Here is a 16,625-nt window from a genome sequence, read left to right as displayed (position 1 = left end):
TCATAAAAATAGAAAGCTGCTAGCCTTTGTGAAAGCCAGCAGCTAAGTAAAAATTGATTATTGATCAACTACTAAATAGCCTTTTTTGTGTAAGGTAAGCTCAATTAAATCTAAAATTTCAACAGAAGGCGCAGAAATAACATGGAGATGTGTACCACCCGTTAGTTCGGATAAGTAACTTGCCTGTGTATCAGTAACACGTTGAATAAATTTTTTTACTTCATGACGGTTAGAGACCATAATAGACGCAGTAATTTCTCCGTAAATAGGATGTTCTACAATAACATTTTTTACTGTACCGCCACAATCAACTATTGTTATAAGTTCATCTTCTGCATCCTCTGAGGTATGGAAGCAAGGGATAGTACGTTCAACAGTTTGATGTAATTGTTCCTGATGCATATAAAGATATCCTTGGCTAGTTGCAATAATAGGTTCATTTCTAGCCTTTAATAATGTCATATCATTGACAATGACTTGTCTAGAAACGTTAGCAAATTTCGCCAAGTCCGTCCCTGTTATAGGTGTGTTGCTTTTTTTTAGCTGTGCGAGAAGTTGCAGTCGGCGTTCTTCGCCTAACATTTTTTTCATAAGAGATCACCTCTGCCTGTAATAAAGGAAGCCGTTTTCCTTAAAACTAGTGTACCATGAAGCCTTTGCAACATGCGTGAAATTTTTGTATCCAAATGAAACATTGAACATATGATACGTAGAGAGGAAGGGAGGAAAAAATTGCGTATTCATATTGTTCAAAAGGGAGATACGTTGTGGAAGATTGCAAAAGAGTATGGTATTTCATTTGAAGATTTAAAACGACTCAATGCCCATCTTGCCAACCCAGATTATATAGTACCGGGCATGGAAATTATTTTGCCTGAAAAAATAAACAAAGAACCGCATAGAGAAGGAAATAGAGATACAAATTGGGATATGCATAGGGAAGGGCATAAGGAAAGACCTATGCATAAGGAGTCACCTACAAGGCCTGTTAAAGAAAGTATCAAAAAAGAGGTGCAAAGACCGATGCCACCACCTATTGTTGCACCACCACCACCGATGCCAGAACCACAGATGATTCCAATTCCGTATCCAATGCCAATGCCAATGCCTCAGCAACCGACGTTTGTACCACAGCCTGTAGAGCTTAATTGGCATCAACAAGTAGTCATGCCACAAGTAGAACAAACTCAAATGGTTATACCGCCATCAGTTCAAATTCAACCACCACCGCCTGTAGCACAACCGGAACTACCGCCACAACCAATGCCACAACCAATGCCACAACCGATTTATATCATGCCACAAATGCCACAACCAATGCCACATATGCCAGTAGTACCTCATTGTGTAAGCTGTCATCAGCCGGTGCATCATCATATGTGGTGGCATATGCCGATGCCGATGCCAATGGAACAACAAGTAGAAGCATATACGATGCCGGAGCAACCATCATGTGAGCCATGCAGTAAAGTTGCTGGAATGCCTGATTTCTTAGAATCTAGTACATCTCCATTCTTCCCTATGAAGCCTGGATATGAGCCTATGCAGGAGATGGAAATGAAGCAATCCTGTGGTTGTAATGCACAACCAATCATGATGCCGAATTGGAAAATGGATTCATGTCAATGTCAACCGCCATGTCCACCACCGTGCCCACCACCATGTCCAATGCCATGTCCATCCCAGTGCCCAACGCCGTATTCTTCATCAGGGCCATGGATGTCACCGCACATGTACCCAGGCGGGATGACGCCTTATCGATGGTGAAAAAGCGTATATCATTGAAGAAGTAAAGTCTAATATTTGGAAGTATAAATATCAATCTAATAATTATTTTGTGAAACGTGCAAAGCAGTTAGAAATAGCAGATAAGGTGAGGGTTATCCATCGACAGCTTGGACGACTTGAACCCTCACTGATTTTACCTTTAATGAAAAGTGATGATGAGTACTTAATCGTGCAAGTTTGGCAAGAAGGAAGTCATAGTGCAAATTTTGCACATAAAAAAGATCGGATGGAATCACTTAAGTTATTAAATACCTTACATGATACACATAAGAAAATTGCTTGGCAGCGGATGCCGGGCTTGCATACCTATTCACAGCTTTTAAAATGGCAAATGCGTCATATGCGTTTTAAGAGCAGGCGGAATGAATTTCGTGCTTTTTTAACGAAAGAAGAAATCGATCAAATTTTACACTATAGTGAGAAGTCGTTACAGTTAATCGCACGGGAGGATGTACCCGAAAAAGAAATAACGCTTTTACATGGAGATGTCGTACATCATAATTTTTTATGGTGCTCAGATGGGGAATTGCGTTTAATTGATTTTGATTTAGCTCATCTTGGAGAAGCGGATGATGAATATATTTTATGGTTACATCGTGTATTGCCAGCTGTAGATTATGACCTTAGTAAAATATTTGCAGAGTTACCGGAGCTGAACCGTTTAGATAAAAGAAAGCTACATCGTTTAAAATATCCAAATGAGCTTTTACGTGAATGGCTTTTCGCAGTGGATTTACCATTAGATCAACAGCTAGTGTTTTTAGATTATTTAGTGCCGTTTACAAAACGTGCCCTCACATATTGGCCAAAACTGTGGTACGATATTGATAGAATGATGAAGAAATGACCGTCTTTAGGCGGTCATTTTTGTGTGTGAACGATTACTTGTGCTTTTTCTTATAGTCGAGCATTCGTTCGCTATATGCTATAATCGAAGACGATGATTGTGAGGGATTATAGAAAATGTATGATTATTTAAAAGGACAAATAAAGCGTATTACTCCTGAGTATATTGTGCTTGAACAACAAGGAATTGGTTGGCAGCTCAATACACCTAATCCATTTGCGTTTAGGACATCTGCACTTGAGCAGCAAATTTTTGTACATTTGCATGTGCGTGAGGATGCTCAAGTGTTATATGGCTTTCCAAATTTAGACCAACGAGAGCTGTTTCGAAAGCTTATATTAGTATCAGGAATTGGACCAAAGGGTGCGTTAGCTATTTTAGCTACTGGGAACCCGCAACAGGTGATAGGTGCCATTGAACGAGAGGATGAATCGTTTTTAGTAAAATTCCCGGGTGTTGGCAAGAAAACGGCCCGTCAAATGATTCTAGATTTAAAAGGTAAACTTGGTGGATTAATGGAGACTATCGAGCTACCTAGTTCAGAGGATGAGCTGCCGTTATTTGGTGTGAATCCATTTAAACATGAGCTTGAAGAAGCTATTCTTGCGTTAATGGCACTTGGTTATTCTGAAAAAGAACTTGAAAAAATACGTCCACAGCTTGAGGAAAATGACAAGCTTGAAACAACAGATGCATTTATGAAACAAGCATTACAATTGCTATTAAAGTTAAAATAGTGGAAGGGGGGGAAGTACATGTCTGAACGTATGATTGCTAGTGAGGCGGGTAGCTATGATGAACAGTTTGAATTATCTTTACGTCCACAAAGATTAGCACAATACATTGGACAGCATAAGGTAAAGGAGAATTTACAAATTTTCATTGAAGCGGCAAAGCTTCGTCAGGAAAGTTTAGATCATGTGCTGTTATATGGACCACCTGGACTTGGTAAAACGACATTAGCTGCGGTCATTGCTAATGAAATGAATGTTAATGTGCGCATGACTAGTGGTCCTGCAATCGAACGTCCTGGGGATTTGGCGGCGATTTTAAGCTCACTGGAGCCAGGAGATGTGCTATTTATCGATGAAATACATCGCCTGCCTCGTGCAATAGAAGAGGTGCTTTATCCAGCCATGGAGGATTTTTGTTTAGATATAGTTGTTGGTAAAGGTCCAGAAGCGCGTTCTGTACGGCTTGATTTACCGCCATTTACACTAGTTGGTGCAACAACAAGAGCTGGCGCATTATCAGCACCTTTAAGGGATCGCTTTGGCGTATTATTAAGATTGGAGTATTATGATAATACTTCACTTGCAGAAATTGTAGAGCGTAGTGCACACTTATTTGATGTTGATATTGAACAAGTAGCAGCACTTGAAATGGCGAGACGCTCGCGAGGGACACCACGTATTGCCAATCGCCTGCTTAAACGAGTGCGAGATTATGCACAGGTGCTTGGAGATGGTATGATAACTGAGGGACTTGCTAAGCAAGCTCTTGAGCTATTGCAAGTCGATCCTAGAGGACTTGACCATATTGATCATAAACTTGTGACCAATATGATTGAGCGCTTCCGTGGTGGCCCTGTAGGCTTAGATACGTTGGCAGCATCTATTGGTGAGGAACGTGTAACAATAGAGGATGTGTACGAGCCGTATTTGATGCAAATAGGCTTTATTCAACGGACGCCACGTGGACGTGTGGCATCAAATTTAGCCTACGAACATTTTGGATATGAATATCCCCAACAAACCTAGAAGAAGGAAGTATTTTCATGCGTGTAGAAGATTTTGATTTTGAATTGCCAGAGGAACTCATAGCACAAACACCACTTATTGATCGTACAGCTAGTCGATTAATGGTCGTGACACCAGGCTCACAAAATGTTGAGCATCATCATTTCGCTCATATTTTAGAGGAGCTACAAGCAGGCGACTGTCTTGTATTAAATGATACAAGGGTCTTACCAGCGCGATTAATGGGCGTTAAAGAAGAAACAGGTGCTCATATAGAGGTACTGCTATTAAAGCAAATGGCTGGTACGGATGAATGGGAAACACTTGTTAAGCCAGCTAAACGTGTAAAGGTCGGTACAGTTGTGACATTCGGAGATGGTTTATTGACTGCTACTTGTACAGGAGAGCTTGATCATGGTGGGCGTACATTTGAGTTTAAATATAATGGGATTTTTTATGAAATTTTAGAACAACTTGGTGAGATGCCATTGCCTCCGTATATTCGTGAAAAATTAGAGGACAAGGATCGTTACCAAACCGTTTATGCAAAAGAACGTGGCTCAGCAGCAGCACCAACTGCAGGTCTTCATTTTACAGAAGAATTACTAGAGCAAGTTAAAGCAAAAGGGGTCGAAGTTGTATTTATCACTTTACATGTAGGGCTAGGAACTTTCCGTCCTGTAAGTGTAGATTCAATTGAAAATCACGAAATGCATGCCGAATTTTATAGTGTAACGGAAGAAGCGGCATCTATTATTAACCGTGTAAAGAGTAATGGTGGAAAGGTGATAGCAGTTGGGACAACTTCTAACCGTACTTTGGAAACGATCGGCTCTAAATATGGAGGCGAGGTTCGTGCAGAGCAAGGTTGGACGTCCATTTTCATTTATCCAGGATACGAATTTTCGGTTGTAGATGGTTTAATAACAAACTTCCATTTACCAAAATCAACCCTTGTCATGCTTGTTAGCACACTTGCGACAAGAGAAACCATTTTAAGTGCATATAAACAAGCTGTAGAAGAAAAATATCGCTTCTTTAGCTTTGGTGATGCTATGTTTATCCGTCCAAAAGGATAAACTAAAGAAAAAATCGAAGTACTGTTTTTACTTTAGATAAGAGAGGAATATTTATTTTATGACACAACCAGCAATTCGTTATGAGCTACTTCATACTTGTAAACAAACAGGAGCACGCCTTGGCATCGTGCATACGCCACATGGCTCTTTTGAAACGCCAGCATTTATGCCTGTTGGTACACAAGCAACTGTAAAAACAATGTCACCTGAGGACTTAAAAGAAATGAATGCAGGTATTATTCTGTCAAATACGTATCATTTATGGCTTCGCCCAGGTAATGATATTGTGAAAGAAGCAGGGGGCTTGCATAAATTTATGAACTGGGATCGCCCAATTCTAACAGATTCAGGTGGTTTCCAAGTGTTCTCACTTAGTCAATTCCGTAAAATTGAAGAAGAAGGGGTTCACTTCCGTAATCATTTGAATGGGGATAAACTGTTTTTAAGTCCAGAAAAGGCAATGGAAATTCAAAATGATTTAGGTTCGGATATTATGATGGCATTTGATGAATGTCCACCTTATCCTGCGACATATGACTATATGCTACAATCAGTAGATCGCACAACGCGTTGGGCTAAGCGTTGTAAAGAAGCTCATAACCGTCCAGAAGAACAAGGTCTATTTGGTATCATTCAAGGGGGAGAATACGAGGACTTACGCCGTCGTTCTGCAGAAGCCTTAGTAGAGCTAGATTTCCCAGGTTATGCAATTGGAGGGCTATCTGTTGGGGAGCCTAAAGACGTCATGAACCGAGTTTTAGAGTTTACTACGCCAATGATGCCAGCGAACAAACCGCGCTATTTAATGGGCGTAGGATCGCCGGATTCATTAATTGATGGGGCTATTCGAGGTATTGATATGTTTGACTGTGTACTACCAACACGTATTGCCCGTAATGGTACATTAATGACTTCAGAAGGTCGTTTAGTTGTTAAAAATGCAAAATATGCACGTGATTTTGGGCCGATTGATCCGAACTGTGATTGCTATACATGTAAAAACTATTCACGCGCGTATATTCGCCACCTAATTCGTACTGAAGAAACGTTTGGTATCCGCTTAACGACATACCATAACCTACACTTCCTATTGAAGCTAATGGAGCAAGTACGTGAGGCAATTCGTGAAGATCGTCTTGGCGATTTCCGAGAAGAATTTTTCGAGAAATATGGTTTTAACGGACCAAATGCAAAGAACTTCTAATCTTTAGTAAAAAAATCATGTAAATTTATGTGAATTGTGAATATTACTAGCAAAAAATTGTCTATTATAGAAAAAATATTAGTAATATAGAAAAATTTTGGGCTTGGTCATCGCTTTTTTAAGGTGAAATAGTCTATACTAAAAAAGTGAGAATTGGAAAGGGGGCAAGAATCATGGAACAACTAATTGGATTAGCACCAATATTACTAATGTTCGTTGCAATGTGGTTTATTTTAATCCGCCCTGCTAAAAAGAGACAGCAGGAAACACAAAATATGCAGAGTAATTTGCAACGTGGAGATAAAGTTATTACAATCGGTGGCTTACACGGAGAGATCGACTCAATTGAGGACACTGCTGTAACATTAAAAATCGCAGACAATGTGCGCGTGAAATTTGATCGTCAAGCAATCGGACGTATTGTAAATAACTAACATTTATAAGGCGTTGTCCATCATTTATGTGGACAACGCCTTACTTATTTTATTTAGATTTGTCAAAATAACCATTTTGATCAGGCTTTTTGTATAAAAAGTAACTTACACGGTCACCTTGATAATATGGGGGGTGACTGCATGGAAGATTATTTAATGATTATTTTTAGAACATGCTTTTTATATGTGTTTATCCTAATAATTTTTCGTTTAATGGGTAAACGTGAGGTCGGCGAATTATCTGTAATAGATTTAGTCGTATCCATTTTAATGGCTGAAGTTGCAGCGTTTGCGCTTGATGACTTTGAAAGTCCTTTATTTAATGTAATTTTACCAATCATCATATTATTTTTCATTCAAATAACAAGTGCGTATTTTTCACTAAAAAGTAAAAAATTCCGTGACCTAGTTGATGGTGATCCAGTATTACTCATAAGAGATGGTGTCCTTTTAGAAAGTGAAATGCGCAAGCAACGCTATAATTTAGATGATTTATGTCAACAACTACGCGAAAATGGTACTGCTTCTGTCACAGATATTGCTTATGCCTATTTAGAGCCTTCAGGCAATCTTTCTGTTTATAAAAAAGATGAAAAGGCATTTGTTTACCCACTTATTACTGATGGTGATATTCAGGATAGACATTTAAAAATATTGCATAAAGATATTGATTGGTTAATGGCAGAACTCGCTAAAAATAATATTCAAGATAGTCGCACTGTATTTTTTTGTGTTTGGGAGGATAATCGGCTGCATATTCAGTTGAAAGAAAATTAAACTTTCTTGGCCAACTTACGAAGGTAGCGCAAGTCTGTAATGCGTAACTGATTGGATAATAGTAAAAATGTAAATAGTAAAAATAAGGTCACACAGCTACTTAAAATGAATGGTAGTGGCAACATTTGCATCAGGAAATACTGGGTAACACAAACAGCAATAAAGCAACTATATGGAACAACAAACATTCTAAAGCCGGCACGTAAATTTTTGCGCTGTCTTACTGTTGCGATATGCAAAAACGAAGTTAGTAAAACACCAAAGCCAATTGCTACAACGGCACCTTTTTCCTGTATACCAGGCTGAGAAGCAAGTACGAACATGACAAAGAGCTTTCCAAGACCACCGTAAATGGAGTTCATCATGGCAGCACGGGCTTCACCAATTGCTTGTAAGATCGAATGCAATGGACTTTGAATATAATAAAAATAAAAAATAGGCGCTAATATTTTCACATAACCACGATTTTCTTCTAGGTGAAAGAGCTTCACTGCTAATTCATCGCCATGAACGAAAAAGTACGTAGCGGCAACACAGCCTACCAAGGAAGATAGTCGTAATGATACAGAAATACGTTCCTGTAGGAGCGGTATATGTTGACGGGCAACAGCGTCACTAACAGCCGGTATAAGGACTATCGAAAGTGCTACAGACACAAAAGCTGGGAATAATAATAGAGGGACTAATACACCTGAAATAACCCCATATAAAATTGTCGCTGCTGAAGCAGTTAATCCAGCCATTGTTAAAGCTTTTAAAAAAATTATGGGCTCTAAAAACCAAGTAAAAGATCCGAATAGTTTGCTTCCTGCAGAAGGAAGGGCAATTCGTAACATCGGGGAGGCAGGATAAGCTTCGATTTTGCTTTTTCGTGTCAATAATTTTTTCTTTGAGACAGTATAATGCAACCATAAATACAAGAAAGCAACGACTTCAGCTAGAAGCGTAATCCCCATGGCAGAAGCTGCTGTAACGGCAGCATTATTATAGGCAGCCACTAAAGGAAGCGAAAATGTGATAAAACAAATGCGGATAAATTGTTCAATCATTTGAGCCCAAGCTGTAGGTGTAATTTTTGCGATGCCTTGTAAATAAGCACGTAATAACCCAGAGCCAACTGACACTGGCACGGCAAAAAGTGCAATCCATAGCGTGAATGTTGTTTGTTCATTATGTAAAAGTGTAGTCGATATATATGGTATTGTAAGTGCAACAATCGGCATAAAGATGATCATTCCAATAAATGACCAAAGAATAGCCGTACGCATAACACCAAAGATGCTTTCACGTTTGTTTTTAGCTAGTAATTCTGCTACAATTTTTGCCACAGCGATAGGTAGTCCAAGTTGAATGAGTGAGATGAAGAAAATGAACGCTGGATAGACGGTCATATAAATGCCGACTGCCTCTTCACCAGCGATACGCATAAATTGCATTCTATAAAAGAAGCCGAAGAGTTTCGATAAAAAAATTACAAACATTAAAAATAGTGTACCTCGTACAAAAGAACTCATGCCATCCGTCCCTTCTCAAGCCGCAAAAATTCATTTACACTATTTGTATGCAAACATGGCTTACGATACAACTTTGATTGGAGATGATTCAAAATGAGTATCCAACATGAGCAACTATTTGAAAAAATTCGTCCTGCAATTGATAGTAAGATAGAAGAGTGTAAATATTATCAATACGATGCGATTACCGCTGAAGAACTATGGCGCTATTGTGTGGAGAAAAAATGGCGCAAAAAAAATATTGAGCAATTACGTTTACATGAAATTATCGCCACTATTTTTGCGATATCACCGTCTGATATTGTCTCATTTAATCAAGTAGAATTTTTACAAAGTAATGATTGGTTTACAGAATTGAATACGGAAGAGTTAAAAATGCTGCTTGGGCCGGTTAAAATTTGAGAAGACTATGTGAAATTTGTCAAATAATAATAGAATACTAAAAGTGTTGAATTGACACCGAGCGCAACGTGTTTCATAATGAGTGTGTTGCGCTTTTTTTATTTGTAAAAATAATTTTACTGAAAACCCTCCTTATGATTCTTAACTGAAGTTGGAGGCTTAACACCTATTCATACAGGGATAAATTTGCGCGTTATGAACGATTGAAATAAGTAGAGTAATCCTTTTGAAGCACAGGCTACATTATTCTATAGGAAAAGGGGGAATAAACGTTTCAAAAGGAATTGCAATTATACTTGTTTGTAGTGTAAGAACGCTCTTACACCTATTCGAGGAGGATTTATAAATGAAACTAAAAAGTCGTATAGTTGCATTCGTACTGCTTTTGGTGATCTTTACAGCAACCATTGGTACGACTGTAGGCGGCGTCTTAAAGGACATTAAGCTTGGTCTTGACTTACAGGGCGGGTTTGAGGTTCTTTATGAGGTAACAGAATTAAAAGAAGGACAAAAAATTACACAGGATGTTATGACAGCAACTGCAACAGCACTTGGTGAACGTGTAAATGCGATCGGGGTAAGTGAACCGAGCATTCAGGTTGAAGACAACAATCGTATTCGTGTGCAATTAGCTGGTGTCGAAGATCAAGAATCAGCACGTGAATTATTGTCTACTTCTGCGAATTTAACAATTCGTGATGTCGATGACAATGTATTACTAGATGGTAATGACTTAAAGCCAGGTGGCGCTAAAGATTCATTTGATCAGCAAAATCGTCCAATTGTATCGCTAACGTTAAAGGATGCGAAAAAATTTGCCGATGTTACAAGTAAGATTGCGGCGAAACCACCAGGTGAAAACTTACTCGTTATTTGGTTAGACTTTGAAGAGGGTGTTGATTCATATAAAGCTGAATCACAAAAAGCGAAGCCTCGTTATGCATCGGCTGCACAAGTTACCCAAACATTAAATACAACTGATGTAATGATTAGCGGTAACTTCTCAGTTGACGAAACAAAAAATTTATCAGGTATTTTAAATGCTGGGGCACTTCCTGTTAAGCTTACAGAAATGTATTCTACTTCAGTTGGTGCACAATTCGGTGATGAAGCATTGAAGAGTACAGTCTTCGCAGGTGTTATCGGCGTAGTCATTATCTTCTTATTTATGCTATTCTACTATCGTTTACCTGGCTTTATTTCCATCATTACACTTACTATTTTCACTTTCCTAGTATTAGTTGTGTTTGACTGGATTAATGCAGTGTTAACACTTCCAGGTATTGCAGCAATCGTGCTTGGTATAGGGATGGCGGTAGACGCGAATATTCTAGCGGCAGAACGTATTCGTGAGGAACTACGTGTCGGTTATTCGGTGAAACAAGCATTCCAGATTGGTTCAAAGCAGTCCCTATCAGCGATTATCGATGCACAGCTAACGACATTATTAGCAGCAGCTGTACTATTCCAATTCGGGACAAGTTCAGTTAAAGGGTTTGCAACAACTTTAATTATCAGTATTTTACTCAGCTTCCTAACAGCTGTTTGGGGGTCTCGAGTACTATTAGGACTACTTGTCAACAGTGGATATTTCAACAGTTCAGCATGGTTTGGTATTGCAAAATCTAAACAGCATAGCTTGGATGAAAATATCGGTACATTAGATTTATCAACGAAATTTGATCGTTTTGATTTTGTGCACAACCGTAAGAAATTCTATACATTCTCATTAGCTATTTTAGTGTCTGGTTTAGTGGTTCTAGGTATTTTCCGCTTAAACCTTGGTATTGATTTCTCAAGTGGTACACGTGTTCAAATTGAAGCAGATCAAACTTTAACTAAGGAAGAAGTATCAAATTATTTAGATAGCATTGGCTTCTCATCGGAAGATATCGTTCTTACAGGTGAAAAGAGTAACTCAGCGGTTATCCGTTATAAACATGATCTTTCACAAGCAGAAATTTTAAAAATCAAAAAAGAAGCTGGCGAAAAATATGGTCATGAACCTGGGGTAAGTACTGTGTCACCTACTGTCGGTAAAGAGCTTGCGAAAAATGCGATAAAAGCATTATCAATTGCGGCTATTGGTATCATTATCTATGTAGCAATTCGTTTCGAGTGGCGCATGGGTGTTGGGGCAATTGCCTCGTTAATACATGACGTATTCTTGATTGTTGCTGTATTTAGCTTTATGCGCTTAGAAGTCGATATTACGTTCATTGCTGCTGTACTGACGATTGTCGGTTACTCTATTAATGATACGATTGTTACATTTGACCGAATGCGTGAAAACTTAAATCGATATGATACAATTAAGGACCGCGAAGTATTAGCGGATATCGTTAACAAATCACTTCGTCAAACGATGGGTCGATCTGTTAACACGGTGTTAACGGTTATTATCGTTACAGTGGCACTTCTTATTCTAGGTGCACCATCGATTCAAAACTTCTCAATTGCGTTATTAGTTGGTTTGATCACAGGTATGTATTCTTCAATATGTATCGCTGCACAAATCTGGTATTCATTAAAAGTTCGTGAAATGAAAAAATCAGATGGACAAATCCACAAAAAAGAGAAAAAACAATGGGGAACTGATGAACCTACTGTTTAACGTCAGCTTATAATACGAAACAGGGAAGGAAATATTTCTTTCCCTGTTTTTTTTATGGAAAATAATAGAGAGGGAATGAAGAGCTGAAATGGACGGATAGAAAAGGCGAGGCGACGGATAGAAAAGGCAAAGTGACGGATAGAAAAGGCAAAGCGACGGATAGAAGAGTTGAACAGACGGATTACTTCATCCACAACATTTAATGCAGAACCTTTTTAATACAAAAAAAGAAACTGTTTGCTTTCTTCGGAAAAGCAACAGTTTCTTTTGTAATGGTCTATTAAAGTTTAAATTGTTGTAGTAAAGACTGCAGCTGCTGAGCGTTGCTGCTTAACTCCTCCGCTACCTCATTAACTTGCTGCATGGTTGCTGCCTGCTCATCTACTGCTTCAGCGATGATTTGTGCATTACTCGCTGAAACGCTCGAGCCATTTGCAATTTCTGTTACAGAGGCAGCTACTTCTTCAGCACTTGCTGAAATCTGTTCTGAAGTGGCTGAAATATCCTCGATTTGATCGGTAAATGTTTGAACAGATTCTGTAATGGAATAGAATGCATCTCCTGCTTCGTGAATTTTCGCTACGCCATCCTGGACAGATGCTAATCCTGCATCAACAGCAGCTGCCACATTACGTGTATCCGTTTGAATTTCATTTGTGAGAGCGACAATTTGACCAGCAGATTGATGTGATTCCTCTGCAAGCTTTCGTACCTCATCTGCTACAACCGCGAAGCCTTTGCCATGCTCACCAGCTCGTGCTGCTTCGATGGCAGCATTCAGTGCTAGTAAATTTGTTTGTTCAGTAATCGTAGTAATCACTTTTGTAATTTGTCCAATTTCTTCAGATTGCTTACTTAGTTTCTGCGTTAAATCGGCAATTTGAGTAGTAGTCTCTGAAATTGTATCCATCTGTTCTTTAGCCGTTGAAATCGTTTTGCCTCCTGTATGGGCAAGTTGTGTCATATTCATGGCATTGTGATGCAAAGTTTGTGTAGCTTCAGCAATTCGTTGTACACCAGCAGCTGTTTCATCCATAGCGATCGCACTTTGCTGAGAGACACTAGCAGCTGAAGATAAATGATTTGTCGTATCTTGTACACGATGTGTAATGTCATTTGAAGTTGCTGTCACTTCTTCTGTGCTTGCGGAAAGCTCTTCAGACGCAGCAGATAAATGTATAGCGTTGTCCTGAACATTTTTTATTAATACAGATAAGTTTTGTTTTAATTTATTTACTGCTACTGCAAGTGTACCAATTTCATCTTTAGCGTTATGTTCAAGTTGAGCAATCGTTAAATCGCCTTTTGCTAATGTATCGGCTGCGTCAATCACTTTAAGAAGCGGTGTGGTGATAGAAGTTTTTACAAAATGCATAAAATAAAAACCAACGATTGCACTTAAAAAAAGTAAGACAATCGAAATAATAATAGCTCGTGCAACTGTTTGAACAACACTTGTTTTGACTTGTTCAAGATTTTTATCATGATAATCTAATAAATCACTAGTTAGAAAGTAAATTTCATCACTGATTTTTGAAACTTCTTTATTTATGTATGACAATGCTAAATCTGTATTTCCATTATTGAATGCTTGTCTAGCTTTATCAGAGCTTGTTTGTAAATCTTTCTGTAATTCAGTTACTTGCTTCATAATATCTTTTGTGTAATCGGAACGAACAATGCCTGAAAGTTCATTAATCGTTTCGGGCAATACTTTTTCATAATAATCTAAAGTTTCTTTTGTCTCTTCATCCTTATTACTTAGAATATAAGCGTTTAAAAATAGCCCTTGTGAGGCAAGCTCCTGTCGTATTTTCTCTGTTAATCGGATTTGCACGATTCTGTGATCAAGTACCTCTACTATATCTCCTTCAACCGACTTAAATTGAATAAATGAAATAATACTTGACACTAAAAGGAAAAAAGTGAGTGAAATAAAACCAATATTTAGTTTTTTACGAACGGACATATTCGTTCCTACTTTCTTTAATTGTATTAGAGAATCCAAGTTCTAAAGTTAATATAACTTGATATTTTTTTTAGGTCAATACTTGAAAAATACTCAAAAGTAGGCAGTTTTAATCCCCTTTTACATAAAATAGTAAGGTTAAATTTTCCTGTAGTTAGCGATGGAATTTTTCTAACATTCTCAATTTTTATCTGAATTAATTGACAATTTTACTAGTATGGCATAAAATAAGGCTAACTTTTTGTTCGGTACAGGCTAGGAGGTCTCGGGAGCGAGATCAGCCTTAGAACAGATGAGCTGAGTTTAGATGAGAATAGCTGAGAAATTGTTGAATAAGAGTAGTAGCATAAGTGTGCAATTTAGAGAGTCAGTGGATGGTGCAAACTGATTTGTAGCTTATGTGAATGGACTTATGAGAGTCGCTTAATCAGGATGCAATTACGCTAAGGCGAAATTGATGATAGCGAACGGATTCCCCACGTTATAGGGAGGTGCTTCCACTTAGATAAATCTTTTGCCATTAACCCAAAAGATACGTCAATTTAACTGGCGAACTAAGGTTGAGTACATAAGGGAGAGCAAATATGCTCTAATATGAGGTGGCAACGCGGTCATGATCGTCCTCTGCAATTAGGAAAAATCCTTTTTGCAGAGGACTTTTTTTATTTTTTCTCAGAGTCTCCTGTCGAAAAACGGCAAGTTAAGACCTAATAGTGTTTGTGGCAACAAACTGAGGAGCTTTGATAGTCAGTCGGCGGAAAGGCAGGTGCATGAAAGATTGAGAAAGCTACATTGTGCCTCGCTCCACATTTGAAGTAGGGCCTTTTATTCAACAAACGTCTATTCAGCGGCTAAACCTTTAAAAGTCTTACATTCTATTTAGGAATATTAAAGAAGGAGCTTGATAATTATGTTATCGACGAGTTCAAGAACAACAATGAAAACCATTAATGCTGATTCTTTAACGCCGATTTTAATTTTTAGACGCTTACAAGGCAATTACAAATTTTTGCTAGAGAGTTCGGCACAGCATGAGGGAGCAGGACGCTTTTCTTTTATCGGTGCAAATCCAAGAAAAACATATATAGGCTTTGGAGATGAGATTCAGGAATATTCATATAAGACTGGAAAAACGTATACGCATAAAGGCGACCTTTTCGTCTTACTGAAGAGATTAATGCCACGTATCTCCAATACGACACAATTCCCGTTTTCCGGTGGAGCTGTAGGCTTTGTTGGTAAGAGGGCAACGTCGGTATTAACTACTGCGCAGGATAAAGTGCAGTTACCAGAAGTGCACTTCCATGTGTATGAGACAGTCATTGTGTTTGATCATATAACAGACGAAGTTACATTAATTCATACGAATATTGATGCAGAAAAGAAAGAACCAAATTTAGAGGAGCTGGCTGAGCAACTGTTAAAGGGCAGAGAGGATGAGGATAAAACATGTAGTTATCAGCCGCTCGAAACGACAACGAATGAACAATTTGCGACAACCCTTACATCTATCAAAGCTTCCTTGGATAAAGATATTACAAGGGTCGTACTGTCACAGCGTTTGTTAGCGAATTTACAAGGGGATGCTTTCACTTTATATCGTCAATTGCGTAAAAAACATCCTGCTCCCTATATGTATTATGTAGAATTTGAGGATCATATTGTTTTGGGAACATCTCCCGAAAGTCTAATTCGAGTACAAGATGAGCGTGTAATTGCAACACCAACAGAGGGGTCATTTCCTAGAGGTTCCGTAAAAAGTGAAGATTTGGAAAATGAACGAAAGCTATATAACAACACAGATATTAGGAAGTCACATGCTGTACTTGTATCTGCTGTTCAACAGGAGCTTCAGTCCGTGTGCTTCCGAGATTCCATTCAAGTCATTGAGGAGATGAGAATTGAGCGTTCAAAGCATTCATTACACATGACATCGAGAGTCGAGGGTCAAATTTTACCGATGCTTCATGCTTTGGATGTATTAGCTGCGACGTTACCATCCTTACCATCAACAGGGCTTCCAAAGAAATATCGTCAAACCGTTGAGATATTAAGAGGAGCTATCGGATTTATTGGTTTTAACGGTCATCTTGATTTTGCTTTACTAGGGAAATCCATTGTCTTTGAAAATGAAACGATGCATATGCAGTCAGCTGTAATGGTAACCAAATACACAAATGTTAAGGAAGTTTTAAAACAAGTAGAAGAGGACGAACAGGGGTTTTTACAATTAGTTGAAAAAGCAGGAGGTCACTAGT

The 16,625-nt window shown here is 38.4% G+C and carries 14 protein-coding genes and 1 other annotated feature; of the genes, 11 read left to right on the top strand and 3 right to left on the bottom strand.

All coding sequences use genetic code 11. The features are described from left to right. Positions 1–57 precede the first annotated feature (57 nt). Positions 58–591: a transcription repressor NadR gene (locus tag BFJ97_RS06125; protein WP_068983759.1), complete on the bottom strand. Its 534-nt coding sequence runs from the start codon at positions 589–591 to the stop codon at positions 58–60. A gap of 141 nt (positions 592–732) precedes the next feature. Between BFJ97_RS06125 and BFJ97_RS06120 the strand changes: the two genes are divergently transcribed. The 8 genes from BFJ97_RS06120 (at position 733) to BFJ97_RS06085 (ending at position 7,868) form a co-directional block, all read left to right on the top strand. Beyond that, on the top strand, positions 733–1,767 hold the full coding sequence (locus BFJ97_RS06120; protein WP_068983758.1) for a LysM peptidoglycan-binding domain-containing protein: 1,035 nt from the start codon (positions 733–735) through the stop codon (positions 1,765–1,767). Positions 1,768–1,837: 70 nt separating this feature from the next. Next, on the top strand, positions 1,838–2,635 hold the full coding sequence (locus BFJ97_RS06115; protein ID WP_068983757.1) for a phosphotransferase: 798 nt from the start codon (positions 1,838–1,840) through the stop codon (positions 2,633–2,635). A 116-nt stretch (positions 2,636–2,751) separates the two neighbouring features. Then, a complete protein-coding gene (gene ruvA, locus BFJ97_RS06110; protein ID WP_068983756.1) occupies positions 2,752–3,372 on the top strand; it encodes a Holliday junction branch migration protein RuvA in 621 nt (206 codons plus the stop codon). 18 nt (positions 3,373–3,390) lie between these two features. Then, positions 3,391–4,395, top strand: coding sequence for a Holliday junction branch migration DNA helicase RuvB (gene ruvB / locus BFJ97_RS06105; RefSeq protein ID WP_068983755.1), 1,005 nt, complete (start codon positions 3,391–3,393; stop codon positions 4,393–4,395). A 17-nt stretch (positions 4,396–4,412) separates the two neighbouring features. Continuing rightward, complete coding sequence (gene queA, locus BFJ97_RS06100; RefSeq protein ID WP_068983754.1) at positions 4,413–5,453, top strand: tRNA preQ1(34) S-adenosylmethionine ribosyltransferase-isomerase QueA; 1,041 nt, start codon at positions 4,413–4,415, stop codon at positions 5,451–5,453. A 58-nt stretch (positions 5,454–5,511) separates the two neighbouring features. Beyond that, on the top strand, positions 5,512–6,657 hold the full coding sequence (gene tgt / locus BFJ97_RS06095) for a tRNA guanosine(34) transglycosylase Tgt (RefSeq protein ID WP_068983753.1): 1,146 nt from the start codon (positions 5,512–5,514) through the stop codon (positions 6,655–6,657). Positions 6,658–6,830: 173 nt separating this feature from the next. Next, positions 6,831–7,091 (top strand): preprotein translocase subunit YajC, encoded by a 261-nt coding sequence (yajC, locus tag BFJ97_RS06090; protein WP_068983752.1) that lies wholly within the window; start codon positions 6,831–6,833, stop codon positions 7,089–7,091. Between the two features lie 141 nt (positions 7,092–7,232). After that, positions 7,233–7,868, top strand: a complete 636-nt coding sequence (locus BFJ97_RS06085; RefSeq protein WP_068983751.1) for a DUF421 domain-containing protein — start codon at positions 7,233–7,235, stop codon at positions 7,866–7,868. On the opposite strand, the gene BFJ97_RS06080 is transcribed toward BFJ97_RS06085, so the two are convergent. Beyond that, positions 7,865–9,382: a putative polysaccharide biosynthesis protein gene (locus tag BFJ97_RS06080; protein ID WP_068983750.1), complete on the bottom strand. Its 1,518-nt coding sequence runs from the start codon at positions 9,380–9,382 to the stop codon at positions 7,865–7,867. The genes BFJ97_RS06085 and BFJ97_RS06080 overlap by 4 nt on opposite strands. Before the next feature lie 93 nt (positions 9,383–9,475). Here BFJ97_RS06080 and BFJ97_RS06075 point away from each other — a divergent pair, with 93 nt between their 5' ends. Both BFJ97_RS06075 and secDF read left to right on the top strand, forming a co-directional pair. Beyond that, a complete protein-coding gene (locus BFJ97_RS06075; protein ID WP_068983749.1) occupies positions 9,476–9,784 on the top strand; it encodes a post-transcriptional regulator in 309 nt (102 codons plus the stop codon). A 346-nt stretch (positions 9,785–10,130) separates the two neighbouring features. Further along, positions 10,131–12,398 carry a protein translocase subunit SecDF gene (secDF, locus tag BFJ97_RS06070; RefSeq protein WP_068983748.1) on the top strand — a complete coding sequence of 756 codons (2,268 nt, stop codon included), beginning with the start codon at positions 10,131–10,133 and terminating at the stop codon, positions 12,396–12,398. Between the two features lie 280 nt (positions 12,399–12,678). Here secDF and BFJ97_RS06065 read toward each other — a convergent pair whose 3' ends face one another. Beyond that, a complete protein-coding gene (locus tag BFJ97_RS06065) occupies positions 12,679–14,367 on the bottom strand; it encodes a methyl-accepting chemotaxis protein (protein WP_068983747.1) in 1,689 nt (562 codons plus the stop codon). Positions 14,368–14,686: 319 nt separating this feature from the next. Beyond that, positions 14,687–14,995: a binding site (T-box leader), on the top strand. Between the two features lie 282 nt (positions 14,996–15,277). Here BFJ97_RS06065 and BFJ97_RS06060 point away from each other — a divergent pair. Continuing rightward, positions 15,278–16,624: a chorismate-binding protein gene (locus tag BFJ97_RS06060; protein ID WP_068983746.1), complete on the top strand. Its 1,347-nt coding sequence runs from the start codon at positions 15,278–15,280 to the stop codon at positions 16,622–16,624. Position 16,625: the final 1 nt, after the last annotated feature.

It is taken from the genome of Lysinibacillus xylanilyticus (assembly GCF_001708185.1).
Lineage (GTDB): Bacteria > Bacillota > Bacilli > Bacillales_A > Planococcaceae > Lysinibacillus > Lysinibacillus xylanilyticus_A.
This window is presented reverse-complemented; position numbering and strand designations above follow the sequence as displayed.

Coding starts and splice junctions, on each gene's coding strand:
- BFJ97_RS06125 (WP_068983759.1), bottom strand. CDS start 591: ATGAAAAAAATGTTAGGCGAAGAACGCCGACTGCAACTTCTCGCACAG.
- ruvA (WP_068983756.1), top strand. CDS start 2,752: ATGTATGATTATTTAAAAGGACAAATAAAGCGTATTACTCCTGAGTAT.
- ruvB (WP_068983755.1), top strand. CDS start 3,391: ATGTCTGAACGTATGATTGCTAGTGAGGCGGGTAGCTATGATGAACAG.
- queA (WP_068983754.1), top strand. CDS start 4,413: ATGCGTGTAGAAGATTTTGATTTTGAATTGCCAGAGGAACTCATAGCA.
- tgt (WP_068983753.1), top strand. CDS start 5,512: ATGACACAACCAGCAATTCGTTATGAGCTACTTCATACTTGTAAACAA.
- yajC (WP_068983752.1), top strand. CDS start 6,831: ATGGAACAACTAATTGGATTAGCACCAATATTACTAATGTTCGTTGCA.
- BFJ97_RS06085 (WP_068983751.1), top strand. CDS start 7,233: ATGGAAGATTATTTAATGATTATTTTTAGAACATGCTTTTTATATGTG.
- BFJ97_RS06080 (WP_068983750.1), bottom strand. CDS start 9,382: ATGAGTTCTTTTGTACGAGGTACACTATTTTTAATGTTTGTAATTTTT.
- BFJ97_RS06075 (WP_068983749.1), top strand. CDS start 9,476: ATGAGTATCCAACATGAGCAACTATTTGAAAAAATTCGTCCTGCAATT.
- secDF (WP_068983748.1), top strand. CDS start 10,131: ATGAAACTAAAAAGTCGTATAGTTGCATTCGTACTGCTTTTGGTGATC.
- BFJ97_RS06065 (WP_068983747.1), bottom strand. CDS start 14,367: ATGTCCGTTCGTAAAAAACTAAATATTGGTTTTATTTCACTCACTTTT.
- BFJ97_RS06060 (WP_068983746.1), top strand. CDS start 15,278: ATGTTATCGACGAGTTCAAGAACAACAATGAAAACCATTAATGCTGAT.